The following is a 14721-nucleotide window of genomic DNA, read 5'->3' on the forward strand; positions in this document are numbered from 1 at the left end:
GAAGCGTCAGGTGAGCAGCAGCGCGTCCAGCCGGCGGCGTACGACGGCCAGGCCGATGATGCCCATCACGACGAGGTAGACGACCGAGACGCCCGACTCCCACGTCACGACGCCGGTGGTGAGCTCGCGGCACAGCACGACGCCGCGGTAGAGCGGCGTCGCCTCGACGACCCAGCGCAGCACGCCGTCGCCGAACGCCTCGATCGGGAAGAAGGTGGCCGAGAACAGGAACAGCGGCATCTGGGCGAGGGTGATCTTGTCGAAGTCCTGCCAGCTCTTCATCCACGTCGTCGCGGCCATGCACACGGCCGAGAAGGCGAAGGCGATGAGCACCGTGGCCGGCAGCGCCAGCAGCGCCCACCACGAGCTGGTCAGCCCCATGAGCGCCATGACGACGAGGAACGCCGCGGAGTAGACCGACCCCCGCAGGAGCCCCCACACGATCTCGCCGCGCGCGATGTCGCCGGTGGACAGCGGCGTGGCCAGCATCTGGTCGTAGAGCTTCTCGTACTTCAGCTTGAAGAACACGTTGTAGGTGGAGTCGAGCAGTGCGCCGTTGAAGGCCGAGGTCGCCAGCATCGCCGGGGCGACGAACTCGGCGTAGGGGATCGCCTGCCCGTGGAACTCGAAGGTGTCGATGAGCTGGCCGACGCCGATGCCGATCGAGAACAGGTAGAACACCGGCTCGAGGAAGCCGGTGATGAAGAGCTTCCACGCGCCGCGGTAGACGACGTAGTTGCGCAGCACCAGCACCTTGGTCGCGGCGCCCGGCGTCAGCGGGGCGGGGATGCCGTCGAGGACCGCCATCTCAGGTCTCCAGCCGTCGGTCGAGGTTGCGGACGGCGAGCACCCAGCCCACGACGGTGAGCACCACGAGCACCACGACGTGGAGCAGCGCGAGCGACCAGTCGACCCGGTCGACGCAGAACATCCGCGACAGCGAGACGCCGTGCCACAGCGGGGTCAGCCGGGCGACCCACTCCAGCACCGGTCCGAGGTTGCCGATGGGGAAGAACGCCCCCGAGAAGAGGGTCAGCGGGATGACGCCGAGGCGGAAGAGGATGCCGAAGCCCTCCTCGGACCTCAGTCGGGCGCTGTAGGCGAAGACCAGCGTCGAGAACGCGAAGCCCACCAGCAGCTGCGACAGCCACGCCAGGATCGGACCCCACCAGGTCGCGAAGACGCCGAACGGCGCCAGCACCAGCATGAAGACCGCGCACGCCGACGCGACGCGGAACATCACGAAGCCGATGAAGGCGTTGACCAGGTCGCGCACCGCCAGCGGCGTGGCGAGCTGGGCGTAGAACGTCTTGTGCCACTTGATGGCGCCCATCACGGGGTAGGTCGTCTCGCTGACCGCGATCGTCATGGCGTGCGAGGCGACCAGGCCGGGCACCACGAAGGCGAGGTAGGACGTGGCCCCCTCGAGCCGCTCGGGGTCGCCCTCGATGAACCCGCCGAGCAGCACGCCCATCGCGACGACGTAGAGCAGCGGGGTGAGGAAGCTGCTGACCACTCCCCCGCGCCAGGTGCGCTTGAGGACGGTGAGCCAGTAGTCGTACTGGCGGGACATGCCCTCGGCTGCGGACAGGGACCCGGTCGGGCGAGGGGTCCGAGCGGTCGAGCGGGTCCGGCGGGTCGGTGGCGTCGTGTCGGTGGCCATGTCGGTGCCCTCAGTCCGCCAGGCTCCGGCCGGTGAGCCGCAGGAAGACGTCCTCGAGCGTCGAGCGACGCACGAGGGTGGCGATCGGCTGCAGACCGCGGTCGAGCACGGCCGTGACGACCTCCTCGCCGTGGTCGCTGTAGACGAGCAGGCGGTCGGGCAGCACCTCGACCCGCTCGCCGAGGTCCTCGACCTTCCCCGCCAGCGCCTCGTGCTCGCCGACCCCGAAGCGCAGCTCGGCCACCTCGCGGGTCGAGTGCTCCTCGATCAGCTGGCGCGGCGATCCCTCGGCGGCGATCACGCCCTTGTCCATCACGACGAGGCGGTCGCACAGCTGCTCGGCCTCGTCCATGTAGTGGGTCGTGATGACGAGCGTGACGCCGGCCTGCTTGAGCCGGAACAGCTGGTCCCAGAGGACGTGGCGGGCCTGGGGGTCGAGCCCGGTGGTGGGCTCGTCGAGCAGCAGCAGGTCGGGGTTGTTGATGAGGCTGCGCGCGATGGTGAGGCGCCGCTTCATGCCGCCCGAGAGGTCCTCGACCTTGGCCTTGGCCTTCTCGGTGATCTGCGCGAACTCGAGCAGCTCACGGGCGCGCTCGCGGCAGGTGGCGCGGTCGATGCCGAAGTAGCGGCCGTAGATGTAGAGGTTGTCGAGGACGTTGAGCTCGTTGTCGAGCGTGTCCTCCTGCGGGCAGACCCCGAGCCGGCCGCGGATGGCCGGACCGTCGGTGGCCGGGTCCATGCCGAGGATCCGCAGCTCGCCCGAGGTCACCGGGCTGACCGAGGCGATCATCCGCATGGTGCTCGACTTGCCGGCGCCGTTGGGGCCGAGGAACCCGAACGCCTCCCCCTTGTGGACCTCGACGTCGATCCCCTTCACCGCCTCGAAGTCGCCGAACGACTTGCGCAGTCCCCGCGCCGAGATCATGGAGTCCGTCACGCTCGCCGACACTAGATCAGGACGGGGACATCGCGGAAACGATCACCGACGGTCGAGTCCCGGCCGGGCAGCGAGTGGGGCCGGCGCCCTTCGAGGGGCGCCTAGGGTGAGGAGGTGGACGACCCCGCCGTCGAGCCCGTGTCGCCGGACGCACCGGCCATGACGCGCACCGTCGTCATGAGCCAGCTCTGGCGCGACCTGACCTTCCTGCACTGGGCGGTCGACCCGGCCGAGGTGGCCCACCGGATGCCGCCGGGCGTGCGCCCGGACACGCTCCACGGGCGGACCTACGTCGGGCTCATCCCCTTCCGGATGGTCGACGCGGGTCTGGGCCGCGGGCCGGCCGTGCCGTGGCTGGGGACCTTCCTCGAGACCAACGTGCGCCTCTACTCCGTCGACGAGACGGGACGGCGCGGCATCGTCTTCCTGAGCCTCGACACCGATCGCGCCGCGGTCGTCCTCGGTGCGCGCGCCTCGTTCGGCGTGCCCTACCGGTGGGCCCGGATGCGCTACCACCGCGACGGAGACGTGCACACGTACGACGCCCGGCTGCGCCGACCCGGACCGCGGCGGGGAGGGCCACGGCCCACGAGCCACGTCGTCGTCCGCGCCGGGGCCGTCCGTGAGCCCACCGAGCTCGACCACTTCCTCAGCGCCCGGTGGGGCCTGCACACCCGGTGGTGGGGCCGCACCCTCTACGTCCCCAACCGCCACGAGGCGTGGCCCGTGCACGACGCGGAGGTCCTCGCCCTCGACGACGAGCTGATGGCGTCCGTGGGTCTGCCCGACCTGGCCGCACGGCCCCCCGACCACGTCGGCTTCAGCCCCGGCGTCCGCACGGAGTTCGGACTGCCGGGCGACGCCCGCACGCCGCGACGCGGCTGACGCCTAGTCCGCGGGAGTCAACCGCAGCAGCCGCCCGCCGCCCTCGTCCTCGAGCACCCAGACGGCGCCGTCGGGGCCCTCCTCGACCGCCCGCACCCGCTCGCCCATTTCGTACACCTCGACCTCGCCGGCGGTCTCGCCGTCGAGGTCGACGCGGACCAGCGCCTCGCCCGACAGCGCGCCGAGGAAGGCGTCGCCCTGCCAGTCCTCGAAGAGGTCGCCGCCGTAGACCATCAGGCTGCCGGGCGAGATGCTCGGGTTCCACGACACGGCCGGGGCGGCATAGCCGTCGCCCTCGGCGTGGTCCGGGATCTCCCCGCCGCCGTAGTCGCTGCCGTCGGACACCTCCGGCCAGCCGTAGTTGGCCCCGGGCTCGACGAGGTTGAGCTCGTCGCCGCCCTCCGGCCCCATCTCGGAAGACCACAGCCTCCCGTCCGGCGCGAAGTCCAGACCCAGCGGGTTGCGGTGCCCCCAGCTCCAGATCTCGGCCGTCGCCCCGCCCTCGTCGGCCATCGGGTTGCCCGGCGCCGGGTCCCCGTCGAGCGTCAGTCGCACGATCGTGCCGAGGGTGTTGCCGGTGTCCTGCGCCGGATCGCCGAGCTGGCGGTCGCCCGAGGACACGAACAGGTGCCGGCCGTCGGGCGAGAACGCGATGCGGTGGCTGAAGTGCCCGTCGCCGTCGGTCCTCGGCGTCTGCCGCCACACGACCTCGAGGTCCTCGAGCCGGGGTGCCCCGCCGCCGGTCTCGAGCCGGGCGCGGCCGACCGCGGCCCCGACTCCACCGTCGCCAGCCTCGGCCCAGCTGAGGTAGACGACGCCGTCGTCCTCGTACGTCGGCGCGGGCACGACGTCTCCCAGCCCGCCCTGCCCGGCGTCGACCACCGTGGGCGTGCCCTCGACCTCGACCCGCTCGCCGCTCGCGGCGTCGCGCAGGTGGAGGGTGCCGCTGCGCTCGGTGACGAGCAGGTCGCCGCTGCCCGGCAGGAACGCCATCGCCCACGGCTCGCCGAACCGGTCGACCTGCTCGACCTCGAAGGGCCAGGCGGCGTCGTCCTCGGCCGTCGACGGCCCGAGCGCACCCGAGGACGCGGTGTCGGAGGAGCACGCCGGCGCGAGGGCGAGCACGAGGCCCGCGACGAGGCCGCGGCGGAGGACGGTCGCCGGCTTCATGGGTCCATCGTGCGCGGCTCCGCCAACCGGGCGGTGCTGCTCAGAGGCGCGAGGCGGTGCGCACGAGGCCGGCGACGACGGTCGAGGTGCTGTGCGGAGGCCACGCGATGACCGTGGTGACCCGCGGGGCGTCGGACACCGGGACGACGGCCAGCCCGTCGCGCAGGTCGGCCTGCGCCGACTCCGGCAGCACGATCGCCGCACGGCCGAGCCGCACGAGCTGCAGCACCTGGGTCAGGTCGCGCAGCTCGGGCCCCGGACCGTCGGGGTAGGTGCCGTCGAGGTGGGGCCACCGCGGCAGCGGGAGGTCCGGGATCGAGGTGGCCTCGGCGAGGGTCATCGAGGTCCGGCGGCTCGCCGGGTGGCCGGCGGGCAGGATCAGGGCTTGGTCCTCGACCGCGAGCGTGTCGACGTCGAAGCCGCTCACGTCGTCGAAGGGCAGGTGCAGCAGCGCGACGTCGGCCCGCCCGTCGCGCAGCATGGCCGACTGGTGCCCGGGCGGGCTGAGCACGACCTCCACGTCGACGGCGTCCGGCTCTGCGGCGTAGGCGTCCAGCAGCTTGGCCATCAGCTCGCCGGACGCGCCGGCCTTGGCGGTGAGCACCACGGCCGGTCGCCCGCCCGCCTCGATGGTCCGGCGGGTGCGCCGCTCGGCGGCCTCGACGGCGGCGAGGGCCGCGCGGCCCTCGCGCAGCAGCGTCTCCCCGGCGGTCGTCAGCTCGACACCGCGGGGTCCGCGCACGAAGAGCTCGGCACCGAGCCGGCGCTCGAGCTGGGCGATCGCCCGCGACAGCGGTGGCTGCGCCATCCCGAGGCGCTGGGCGGCGCGGCCGACGTGCGACTCCTCGGCGACGGCGACGAAGTAGCGCAGCTCGCGGGTCTCCACGACCCCGAGCCTACGTCGCCCCGACCAGCCCTCATACCCGTCAGGTATCGGCCGCCACCCGATCGGTGTTGGAACCCCGCGGGCCCACGAGCACAGGATCGAGGCATGTCAGAGACCACCCACGGGAACACCATGAAGAAGACAGCGCTGGTCACCGGCGCCAACAAGGGCATTGGCTACGAGATCGCGGCGGGCCTGGCCCGGTCGGGCTTCCGGGTCGGGGTCGGCGCCCGCGACCCCGGTCGCCGCGAGGAGGCCGTGGACAAGCTGCGGGCCGAGGGGCTCGACGTGTTCGGCGTCCCGCTCGACGTCACCGACGACGAGAGCGTCGCCGCCGCGGCGGTCCTGCTCGAGGAGGAGGGCGGCCTCGACGTCCTGGTCAACAACGCCGCCATCACCGGCGGCATGCCGCAGGAGCCGAGCCGCGTCAGCGCCGCGCAGGTCCTGCAGGTCGTCGACACCAACGTCGTCGGCGTCATCCGGGTCACCAACGCGATGCTGCCGATGCTGCGCCGCGCCGCGTCGCCCCGCGTCGTCAACGTCTCGAGCACGGTCGGCTCGCTCACCCTGCAGACCGCCCAGGACGAGGCCGTCGGCCCGATCTCGGCGGCGTACTCGCCCTCCAAGACCTACCTCAACGCCATCACCGTCCAGTACGCCAAGGAGCTCGCCGGCGCGGGCGTCCTGGTCAACGCCGGGTGCCCGGGCTACGTCGCCACGGACCTCAACGGCCACCGAGGGACGCGTACGCCCGAGCAGGGCGCCGCGGTCTTCCTCGAGCTCGCGACCCTGCCCGACGACGGCCCCACCGGGACGTTCCGGGACGAGAGCGGCGTGCAGCCCTGGTGAGACCGCCCGCTGGGTGGCGGCCCCGCTCGGGGTCGCCGCCCGCCGCCGGGGTATGAAGGGCCATGCGCATCTTCTTCACCGGCGGCAGCGGCAAGGCCGGCCGGCACGTCGCTCCCTACCTCGCCGAGCAGGGCCACCAGGTCACCAACGCCGACCTGACCCCCCTCGGCCACCCGGCGGTGGCCGACCTCCGCGTCGACCTCACCGACGCGGGCGAGACCTACTCGGCGCTCGCCGGGCTGGCGACCGCCGCGGAGCTCGACCTGCCGGAGAAGCCGTCCTACGACGCGGTCGTCCACTTCGCGGCGGTGCCCGCGATCCTGCTGACCTCGGACGCGGCGACGTACGCGGCCAACGTGCTCAGCACCTACCACGTGCTCGAGGCGGCCACCCGCCTCGGCGTCCGCAAGGTCGTGTTCGCCTCCTCCGAGACGACCTACGGCATCTGCTTCGCCCAGGGCGAGCGGCGCCCGCTCTACCTGCCGGTGGACGAGGAGCACCCGACGGTCCCCGAGGACTCCTACGCGATGTCCAAGGTCGCCAACGAGGTGACCGCGCGCTCGTTCCACGCGCGCACCGGTGCCGACGTCTACGGCCTGCGGATCAACAACGTCATCGAGCCGCACGAGTACGCCGAGAGGTTCCCGGCGTTCGTGGCCGACCCGTCCCTGCGGCGGCGCAACGTCTTCGCCTACATCGACGTGCGCGACCTCGGCCAGATGGTGCAGCGCTGCCTGGTGACCGACGGGCTGGGCTACGAGGTCTTCAACGTCGCGAACGCCGACCTGTCCGTGGCGGCCACGAACGACGAGGTCCGCGAGCGCTTCTACGACGGGGTGGAGGTGCGTCGCGAGATGGGTCGCGACGAGACGTTCTACGCGATCGACAAGGCGCGCGAGCTGGTCGGGTTCGACCCCCGGCACTCGTGGCGCGACGTGCTGGACGCACCCGCCGCGGGGTGAGGCCGGCTCAGGCGAAGAGCGGGCGCAGGTGGTCGTTGAGGAACATCCCCTCGGGATCGAGCTCGCGGCGCAGGGCGATGAAGTCGGCGGCACGCGGGTAGAGCGCGTGCAGCCGCTCGGGCGTCATGAAGTGCAGCTTGCCCCAATGCACCCGGGCGTCGAAGTCGGCCAGGAGCGCGTCGACCGAGCGCAGGTAGGCCCAGTAGTCGGTGCCGGGCTTGCCGGACACCGAGATGACGACGGTCGCCGTGCCGTGCTGCGGTGACAGGAACGCGCGGTCCGCGCCGACCGTGCGCACCTCGAGCGGGTAGACCGCGTCCGGGAGGCTGCGGAGCATCAGCTCGCGGACCGCCTGCAGCGCCTGCGGGGCGCGCTCGAGCGCGACGAAGTACTCGAGCTCGTGGAAGTTCGGGTCGTAGACCATGGGGAAGATCCGGTAGCACCGGTCGACGCGACGGCCCACCGTGTCGTCGTCGGCGACGTCCGGGCCGACCTCGTCGTAGACCTTGACGTAGCACTGATTGGCCAGCCGCTCGCCGTGGCCGTCGAGGTTGTAGAGCGCGCCGGACTCCTCGGTCGGGAGCCAGAAGAAGCCGAAGTGGCGGTGCTGGTCGACCAGCTCGTCCCAGTGCTCCGTCACGTCGTCCCACGACCGCAGCCCGACCTGCTCGCGCAGGCGGTAGGCGTCGGTGACCTCGAGCTCGAGGCGCGTGACGACGCCCAGCATTCCGACGGAGACCTGCGTGGCGTGCAGGAGGTCGAGGTCGGAGCCGTCGACGTCGCGGACGTCGCCGGTGGCGGTGACGATCCGCGCGCCGCGCACCACCCCCGACAGGCTCGTGAAGCGGGTGCCCGAGCCGTGGGTGCCGGTGGCCACCGCGCCGGCGATCTGCTGGGTGTCGATGTCGCCCTGGTTGCGCAGCGCGAGGCCGGCCTGCCACAGCGGCTCGTAGAAGTCGCGGATCCGCGTCGCGGCCAGCGCGGTGGCGCGCTTGCCGACGGGGTCGGTGTGCACGACACCGCTCAGCGCCGCGAGGTCGAGCAGCAGGCCGTCGGTCTGCACGACCGGCGTGAACGAGTGCCCGGCACCGGCGACGCGTACGCCGACCCCGCGCTCGGCCGCCCGGCGGACGAGGGCGGCGACCTCCTCCTCGTCGCGCGGTGCGGCGGCGCGGGCGGGTGTGAAGGACTGGTTGCCGACCCAGTTGGTCCACGTCGGCGACGTCTGGTCGGTGAACGCGCTCCGGGCCATGGCTCCTCCAGCGGTCGGCGACCGTCGTGCCCAGAGTGGAGAGCCGGCCCCGTGGCGTCAAGGGGCGACGGCGTCAAGGGGCGACCGGCGTCACGGGGGCGGCCGGCGGGCCGGGGTCACGTCAGCCGGCGAAGGCGGCGCGTCCCTGCATCGCCGAGGTGCCGAGGTCGCTCTTCGGCAGCGGCTCCCCTGCGCGGACCGCGCTCGCCCACGTCTCGGTGGTCGCGACGGCGGCGAAGTTGGAGTGGAGCAGGACCAGGAGTGTCTCGTGCAGGACCTCGGCCGGGACCTTGCCCACCTCGTTGGCCAGGTGGATGGCCCCGCTGGCGTCCGACAGCACCTCGGCGGCGAGGCCGAGGCCCTCCGCCTCGACGGCGGCCGCGATGTCGCAGTTGTTGGTCATGAAGCCGACGACGGTGACGGTGTCGACGCCCTGCTCGGCCAGCCACTCGGCGACGTCGGTGCCGGCGAACACGCTGCCCTTGTCCTTGCTGGCGCGCTTCCAGCCGGGCTGGAGGCGCTTCTCGACCTCGGGGTGCAGGGCCCAGCCCGCGGACCCGACGGCGAAGACGGGAGCACCCTCGGGCAGCTCGTGCTGCACCACGACGACCGGCAGGCCCTCCTCGGTCGCGAGGTCCATCGCACGGGTGACGTGGGCGAGGGACTCCTCGCGCGGGGGGTGCTGGATCTGCAGGGGGCCGTCGAAGTACTCCTGCTGGACGTCGACGACGACGAGGGCGCGGCGGGGGCTGGACATGGGGCTCCTTCGGTGACGGGTGGGTCTTCCCCCAGCCTGACGTGCCCGAGGCCGGTAGCGTGAGCGGCAGCTGAGACCACCTTCGATGAGATCGGGCCAACGATGAGGATCGGCGTGCACGCCTTCGACGGCATCACGATGTTCCACCTCGCCGCGCCGCTGCTCGTCTTCGGCGAGGTCGGCCGCCTCGGGCTGGCCGAGGGCTGGCGCACGACCGTGTGGACCGACGACGGCCGGGCCGTCCGCACCGCCGAGGGACTCGTGGTCGACGACGTCGGGGACCCCGGGAGCGTCGCGGACGCCGACCTCCTCGTCCTCCCGTCGTGGCCGACCGACCTGCCACCCGCCGGCGCGTCCCTCGTCTCGCTCGTGGGCGCCGCCCACGCCCGCGGCGCCAGCATCGCCGGGCTCTGCCTCGGCGCGTTCCCGGTGGTCGACAGCGTGCCGCTCGAGGGCCGCAGCGTGGTCACCCACTGGGCGGTCACGTCCGAGCTCGCGGCCCGCCGCCCCGGCGTCCGGGTCGACCCGGTGGCGCTCTACCTCGACCACGGCGACGTCCTCACCTCGGCCGGGACGGCCTCGGCGCTGGACGCCTGCCTCCACATCGTCCGCTCCCACCTCGGCGCCGCCGCGGCCACGACGGTGGCCCGGCACCTCGTGGTGGCGCCGCACCGCGAGGGCAACCAGGCGCAGTACGTCGACCGCCCGGTGCCGGACGCCGGTGGGGTCGGCCACCTCGGACCCACGCTCGACTGGGCGCTGGCGCACCTCGACCGCGACCTCGGTGTCGACGAGCTCGCCGACCGGGCCGGGATGAGCCGCCGCAACTTCACCCGCCGGTTCGCCGAGGTCACCGGGACCACTCCGGCGCGATGGGTCCTGGCCCGCCGGCTGGACGAGGCCCGCACCCTCCTCGAGACCACCACGTGGCCGATGACCCGGGTGGCGACGGCCTGCGGCTTCCAGAGCGTCGTCACGTTCCGGCAGAACTTCGTGGCGGCCTACGCCACCACGCCGACGTCGTACCGCGAGAGGTTCACGGCCTCGGGGCGCACCGCCGCCCGGTAGTCCCGGGCCGTCGGGACTCGCGACCCATGACAGACCGCGGCCGCAGGTCCACCATGGAAGATCCCGACCGCGACCTCCGGAGGGTCGTCATGGCCCACGTCCCCGCCCTGGACGGCATCCGTGCCGTCGCGGTCGTCGGCGTCCTGGCCTTCCACGGCGGCGTGTCGTGGGCCAGCGGCGGCTTCCTCGGCGTGGACGCGTTCTTCGTGCTGTCCGGCTACCTCATCACCACGCTCCTGCTCGCGGAGTGGGCCCGCACCGGCGGCCGGATCGACCTGACCGCCTTCTGGGGACGTCGGGCACGGCGGCTGCTGCCGGCGCTGCTGCTCGTGGTGGCGGCCGTGGCGGTCGGCGCGCGGGCCCTGCTTCCGCCTGAGGAGGTCCGCCTCCTGCGCGGCGACGGCATCGCGGCCCTCTTCTACGTCGCCAACTGGCGCATGGTCCTCCGCGGCGGCGACTACTTCGCCCAGACGGCCGCGCCGTCGCCCCTCGAGCACACCTGGTCGCTCGGCATCGAGGAGCAGTTCTACCTGCTGTGGCCCCTGGTCCTGTGCGCCGTCCTGGTCGGCTGTCGCACGCCCCGCACGTCCGCGGGCAGCTCCGACGGGGGCCGGGTGCGGGCCCGCCTGTGGGCGCTGGTCGTGCTGTGCGGCGTCGGCGCCGTCGCCTCGGCGGTCGCGCTCGCGGCGGTGTGGTCCCCCGCCGACCCGGGCCGGGCCTACTACGGCACCGACACCCGGGGAGGCGCGATCCTCGTCGGAGCGGCCCTGGCAGCGTTCCTGGCGGTCCGCGGCGAGAGGGGCGCCGCGCTGCGCGAGCGGCCCTTCACGTCCGTCGCCCCGCGACCCGCCGCCCGCGGCTGGCGTCGTACGGCGCTGGGTGCGTTGGCCGCCCTCGCCACGGCGGTCGTGGTGGGAGCCTCGACGCGGCTGTCCGGGACGGACCCGGCGCTCTACCGCGGCGGCATGGCGGCCGTCGCCCTCGCGGTGGCGGTGGTCATCGCCCACGTCGTCCTCGTCCCGTCCGGGTGGTCCGCCCGGCTGCTCTCGCTGCCCCCGCTGCCGGCGCTGGGCCGGATCTCCTACGGCGTCTACCTCTGGCACTGGCCGGTGTTCGTCGCCGCCAACGCCGACCGGACCGGGCTGGACGGCCTGACGTTGCTCGCCGTGCGGTGCCTGCTGACCGTGGGCATCGCCGCCGTCTCGTACGTGCTCGTCGAGCGTCCGGTCCAGCGGGGACTGCACCCGAGGCGTCCCGTGCTCGGCGTCGCCGAGGCGGGGGTGGCGCTGGCAGCGGGGGCCGTGGTGCTGCTCGCCACCACGACGGTGCCGTCGCTGCCCGTGCAGCAGGCGGACGCGTCCGTCGCGCTCGACCGCTTCCTCCGGGGGGAGGACGGCGGCGACGACGGTGGGGACGGCCGTACGTCCGAGGACGGCGACCGCGACCGCACCCGGGACCGGACGAAGGCGGGGAGCGAGCGGCCCACCCCGCGCCCGACCCCGGAGCTGCACCGGCGGCGACCGGGCCAGCCCGTGGTGGTCGACGTGTTCGGCGACTCGGTGGCGTGGACGCTGGTGAACTACCTGCCCGCCCACCCCGAGCTGGACGTGCGAGACCGCACGCTCATGGGGTGCGGGATCAGCCGGACGGCGCCGTTCCGCTACTTCGGGCGCCACTACGCCGGCCTGATGCCGACGTGCCGGGACTGGCCGCGGATCTGGCGCTCGCACGTCGCCCGGGACGACCCGGACGTCGCGCTCGTCCTCGTCGGGAGGTGGGAGACGATGGACCGCGTGCTCGAGGGGCGGTGGACGCACGTCGGCGATCCCGCCTTCGACGCGCACCTCCGGTCCGAGCTCGACCTCGCCATCCGCACGGTCGGAGCCCGCGGGGCGCACGTGCTGCTGGCCACCGAGCCCTACAACCGGCGCGGCGAGCAGCTGGACGGCAGCCTGTTCCCCGAGGACGAGCCGCACCGCGTGACGGCCTGGAACGACCTGCTGCGCAGCGTCGCGAGCGACCACCCCCACGTGAGGGTCGTCGACCTCGGCGCCCGGATCTCCCCGGGGGGTCGCTTCACCTGGACCGCCGGCGGCTACCAGGTCCGCTCGGACGGGCTGCACCTCACTCCGTCGGGCGTCCAGGGGTGGATCGCCCCGTGGCTCCTGCCGCAGCTCGTCGCCGCCGTGCCGAGGTGAGGTCCGGTCCCGCTCTGGCGCGCGACGGTCGTTGCCACGATGCTGGGCAGCGCGCGCGCAGGCCTCGCCCGCGCCGCCGACAGAGCCGAGTCCCGATGTCCGCACGCACGATCGCCGTCAGTGCCGCCGAGGGTGCCGTCCTCAGCGTGTGGCGCTACGTGCCCGACGCGATCGACGTGTTCAAGGAGATGCTCGCCCGGAACGCCGAGATCACCCGCGCCCTGGCTGCGGGGGTCGCCGGGGACGGCCCGAGCGCGACGGACCGGCGCCGGTTCGCGCTCGCGCGGCTGTGGTGCGTGACGGTGTTCCCCGTCTACCAGGTGGCCGACGACATCCCCGGCTACTGGGTCTACCTGCGGATGCATGCCCTCCTCGGTCCGCTCGCCGCGTACGCCGTCACCGCCCTCGTCGCGCTCGTCCTGGCCGTCGCGCTCGGGCTGGTGCAGCGCGGGGTCGAGCGGCACCGCGCCGAGCTGGTCGGCCTGCGCCCCGTCGACGACGACACCGACAACTCGCGCTACCTCCTCGACGCGGTCGTGATGAGCGCCCCGTGGCAGGTCTACCGCCGGGCGAACCGGCCGGTCGCGGACGGCCACGTCGGCCTCACACCGGTCCGGCGGATCCTCCAGTACGGCGCGGTCTACGCCGTCGTGAACACTGCCCTCTACGCGGTCGGGCGCCACCTCCCGGTCGGCGACTGGACGGGGTTCGCCATCGCCCTCGTCGCGGTGACGGCGCTGGGCGGGGCGTGGGCCGGCGTCAGGAACAGGCCGCACCTCACGGGTGCAGGCCCGCGCCCTTGACCGACTTGTCCACGGCGTTCCTGGGACCGAACACCGCGACGCCGACCAGGTCGAGGTCCGCCCCGGCGACCGCGCGGACGACCGCGCGGTTGGCCTCGTCGTGGCCGGTCCGGAACATGTCGGCGGCGTAGAGCGCGAGCGGCAGGTCCCGGCGCACGGCACGTTCGCGCACCGCACGCAGGGTCCCCCCGTCCGCCTCGAAGACGAGCACGGGCATGCCCAGCAGCGGGAGGTAGGTGGTGTCGTCCGCGTCGACGTACGGCAGCCCCACGAGCTGCGGGTGCGCCGCGGCGACGCCGCTGGCGAGGAACGCCGTCACGTTGAGCCGCTGCCAGGTGGCGAGGTCGTCACGGACGACGATCGCGATCTTGGAGTCGAACGGTGGGGTCGGGAAGTCGCTCATCCGGTCATCGTCGGCTCGCCCACGGCATCCGGTCTTGTACGTTCTTGCCATGGCGGACCCGGCGCACCCGGCGGCCCCCGTGGCCCCGGCGACGCGCGTCCGGGCGTGGCGCCCCGACGTCCCCGGCCTCACCGAGGTGCTGCACGCCGCCTTCACGAGCCACGCCTACCCCAAGCACACCCACGACGCCTGGACGGTGCTGCTGGTGGACGCCGGCGGCGTGCGCTACGACCTGGACCGTCGCGAGCACCAGACCGCACCGTCGCGCGTCGTCCTCCTGCCTCCCCACGTCGCCCACGACGGCCGTGCGGTCGGCGCCGAGGGCTTCCGCAAGCGGGTGCTCTACCTCGACACCAGCCAGGTGGATGTCCAGCGGCTGGGCCGGGCCGTCGACCGGCCGGACTGGACCGACCCGTCCCTGTGGGCCGCGGTCGACCGCGTGCACCGCGCCGTCCAGCGACCGGGCGACGAGCTCGCGGCGGAGACCTGGCTCGCGATCGTCACCGCACGGCTCGGTCGCCACCTCGACCGCACGGACGCGGCGCCTGCCCGGGGACGGGCGCCCACCCTGGCGCGACGGCTCCAGGACCTGCTCGACGCACACGTCGTCGACGGGATCAGCCTGGCGACCGCGTCGGCGGTGCTGGGGGCCGGTCCGTCGCACCTCGTCCGTGCCTTCGGCCACGAGCTCGGCATCTCCCCGCACCGCTACCTCGTGGGTCGTCGGGTCGACGTGGCGCGACGGCTGCTGCTCGCCGGCACGCCGCCGGGCGTCGTCGCGGTCGAGGCCGGGTTCCACGACCAGGCGCACCTGACGCGCCACTTCCGACGGACGCTCGGGGTCACGCCGGCGGCGTACGCGCGCTCCGCCTGAGGACCGCCGGGCTC

General features: G+C 73.6%; 15 protein-coding genes. 7 read left to right on the forward strand and 8 right to left on the reverse strand.

The annotated features are described in order from the left end of the window. Nucleotides 1-6: 6 nt before the first annotated feature. The 3 genes from HN031_RS17425 to HN031_RS17435 are packed head-to-tail and all read right to left on the reverse strand — an operon-like array spanning nt 7 to nt 2588. Nucleotides 7-807, reverse strand: a complete 801-nt coding sequence (locus HN031_RS17425) for an ABC transporter permease (protein ID WP_172273049.1) — start codon at nt 805-807, stop codon at nt 7-9. A gap of 1 nt (nt 808) precedes the next feature. Then, nucleotides 809-1663, reverse strand: a complete 855-nt coding sequence (locus HN031_RS17430; RefSeq protein WP_172273052.1) for an ABC transporter permease — start codon at nt 1661-1663, stop codon at nt 809-811. Nucleotides 1664-1673: 10 nt separating this feature from the next. Next, the gene (locus HN031_RS17435) at nt 1674-2588 is read right to left on the reverse strand and encodes an ABC transporter ATP-binding protein (protein ID WP_172273761.1); all 915 of its coding nucleotides are present in this window, start codon (nt 2586-2588) and stop codon (nt 1674-1676) included. Nucleotides 2589-2714: 126 nt separating this feature from the next. Between HN031_RS17435 and HN031_RS17440 the strand changes: the two genes are divergently transcribed. Further along, entirely contained in the window at nt 2715-3485 is a 771-nt protein-coding gene (locus HN031_RS17440; RefSeq protein ID WP_322921781.1) for a DUF2071 domain-containing protein, read from the forward strand. Between the two features lie 3 nt (nt 3486-3488). On the opposite strand, the gene HN031_RS17445 is transcribed toward HN031_RS17440, so the two are convergent. Next, a complete protein-coding gene (locus tag HN031_RS17445) occupies nt 3489-4655 on the reverse strand; it encodes a PQQ-dependent sugar dehydrogenase (protein ID WP_172273055.1) in 1167 nt (388 codons plus the stop codon). A gap of 40 nt (nt 4656-4695) precedes the next feature. After that, nucleotides 4696-5541 carry a LysR family transcriptional regulator gene (locus HN031_RS17450; protein WP_172273058.1) on the reverse strand — a complete coding sequence of 282 codons (846 nt, stop codon included), beginning with the start codon at nt 5539-5541 and terminating at the stop codon, nt 4696-4698. A gap of 105 nt (nt 5542-5646) precedes the next feature. Between HN031_RS17450 and HN031_RS17455 the strand changes: the two genes are divergently transcribed. Together HN031_RS17455 and HN031_RS17460 are read left to right on the forward strand one after the other, a co-directional pair. Next, on the forward strand, nt 5647-6390 hold the full coding sequence (locus HN031_RS17455; protein WP_216652527.1) for an SDR family oxidoreductase: 744 nt from the start codon (nt 5647-5649) through the stop codon (nt 6388-6390). A gap of 62 nt (nt 6391-6452) precedes the next feature. Next, nucleotides 6453-7352: an NAD(P)-dependent oxidoreductase gene (locus tag HN031_RS17460; RefSeq protein ID WP_172273061.1), complete on the forward strand. Its 900-nt coding sequence runs from the start codon at nt 6453-6455 to the stop codon at nt 7350-7352. Nucleotides 7353-7359: 7 nt separating this feature from the next. Here HN031_RS17460 and HN031_RS17465 read toward each other — a convergent pair whose 3' ends face one another. Both HN031_RS17465 and HN031_RS17470 read right to left on the reverse strand, forming a co-directional pair. Continuing rightward, nucleotides 7360-8604: a D-arabinono-1,4-lactone oxidase gene (locus tag HN031_RS17465; RefSeq protein ID WP_172273064.1), complete on the reverse strand. Its 1245-nt coding sequence runs from the start codon at nt 8602-8604 to the stop codon at nt 7360-7362. A gap of 121 nt (nt 8605-8725) precedes the next feature. Next, a complete protein-coding gene (locus tag HN031_RS17470; protein ID WP_172273067.1) occupies nt 8726-9361 on the reverse strand; it encodes an isochorismatase family protein in 636 nt (211 codons plus the stop codon). Between the two features lie 114 nt (nt 9362-9475). On the opposite strand from HN031_RS17470, the gene HN031_RS17475 reads away from it, so the two are divergent. The 3 genes from HN031_RS17475 to HN031_RS17485 all read left to right on the forward strand — a co-directional run bounded on the left by HN031_RS17475 (nt 9476) and on the right by HN031_RS17485 (nt 13430). After that, nucleotides 9476-10429, forward strand: coding sequence for a helix-turn-helix domain-containing protein (locus HN031_RS17475; RefSeq protein ID WP_216652528.1), 954 nt, complete (start codon nt 9476-9478; stop codon nt 10427-10429). Between the two features lie 89 nt (nt 10430-10518). Continuing rightward, nucleotides 10519-12627, forward strand: coding sequence for an acyltransferase family protein (locus tag HN031_RS17480; protein WP_172273073.1), 2109 nt, complete (start codon nt 10519-10521; stop codon nt 12625-12627). A 95-nt stretch (nt 12628-12722) separates the two neighbouring features. After that, nucleotides 12723-13430, forward strand: coding sequence for a hypothetical protein (locus tag HN031_RS17485; protein WP_172273076.1), 708 nt, complete (start codon nt 12723-12725; stop codon nt 13428-13430). Here the strand turns inward: HN031_RS17485 and HN031_RS17490 are convergent. Further along, on the reverse strand, nt 13405-13833 hold the full coding sequence (locus tag HN031_RS17490) for a DUF2000 domain-containing protein (RefSeq protein ID WP_172273079.1): 429 nt from the start codon (nt 13831-13833) through the stop codon (nt 13405-13407). The genes HN031_RS17485 and HN031_RS17490 overlap by 26 nt on opposite strands. A 49-nt stretch (nt 13834-13882) precedes the next feature. On the opposite strand from HN031_RS17490, the gene HN031_RS17495 reads away from it, so the two are divergent. After that, the gene (locus HN031_RS17495; RefSeq protein ID WP_172273082.1) at nt 13883-14707 is read left to right on the forward strand and encodes an AraC family transcriptional regulator; all 825 of its coding nucleotides are present in this window, start codon (nt 13883-13885) and stop codon (nt 14705-14707) included. Nucleotides 14708-14721 lie beyond the last annotated feature (14 nt).

Origin of the sequence: Nocardioides sp. zg-1308 (assembly GCF_013155375.1) — a bacterium.
GTDB lineage: Bacteria > Actinomycetota > Actinomycetes > Propionibacteriales > Nocardioidaceae > Nocardioides > Nocardioides renjunii.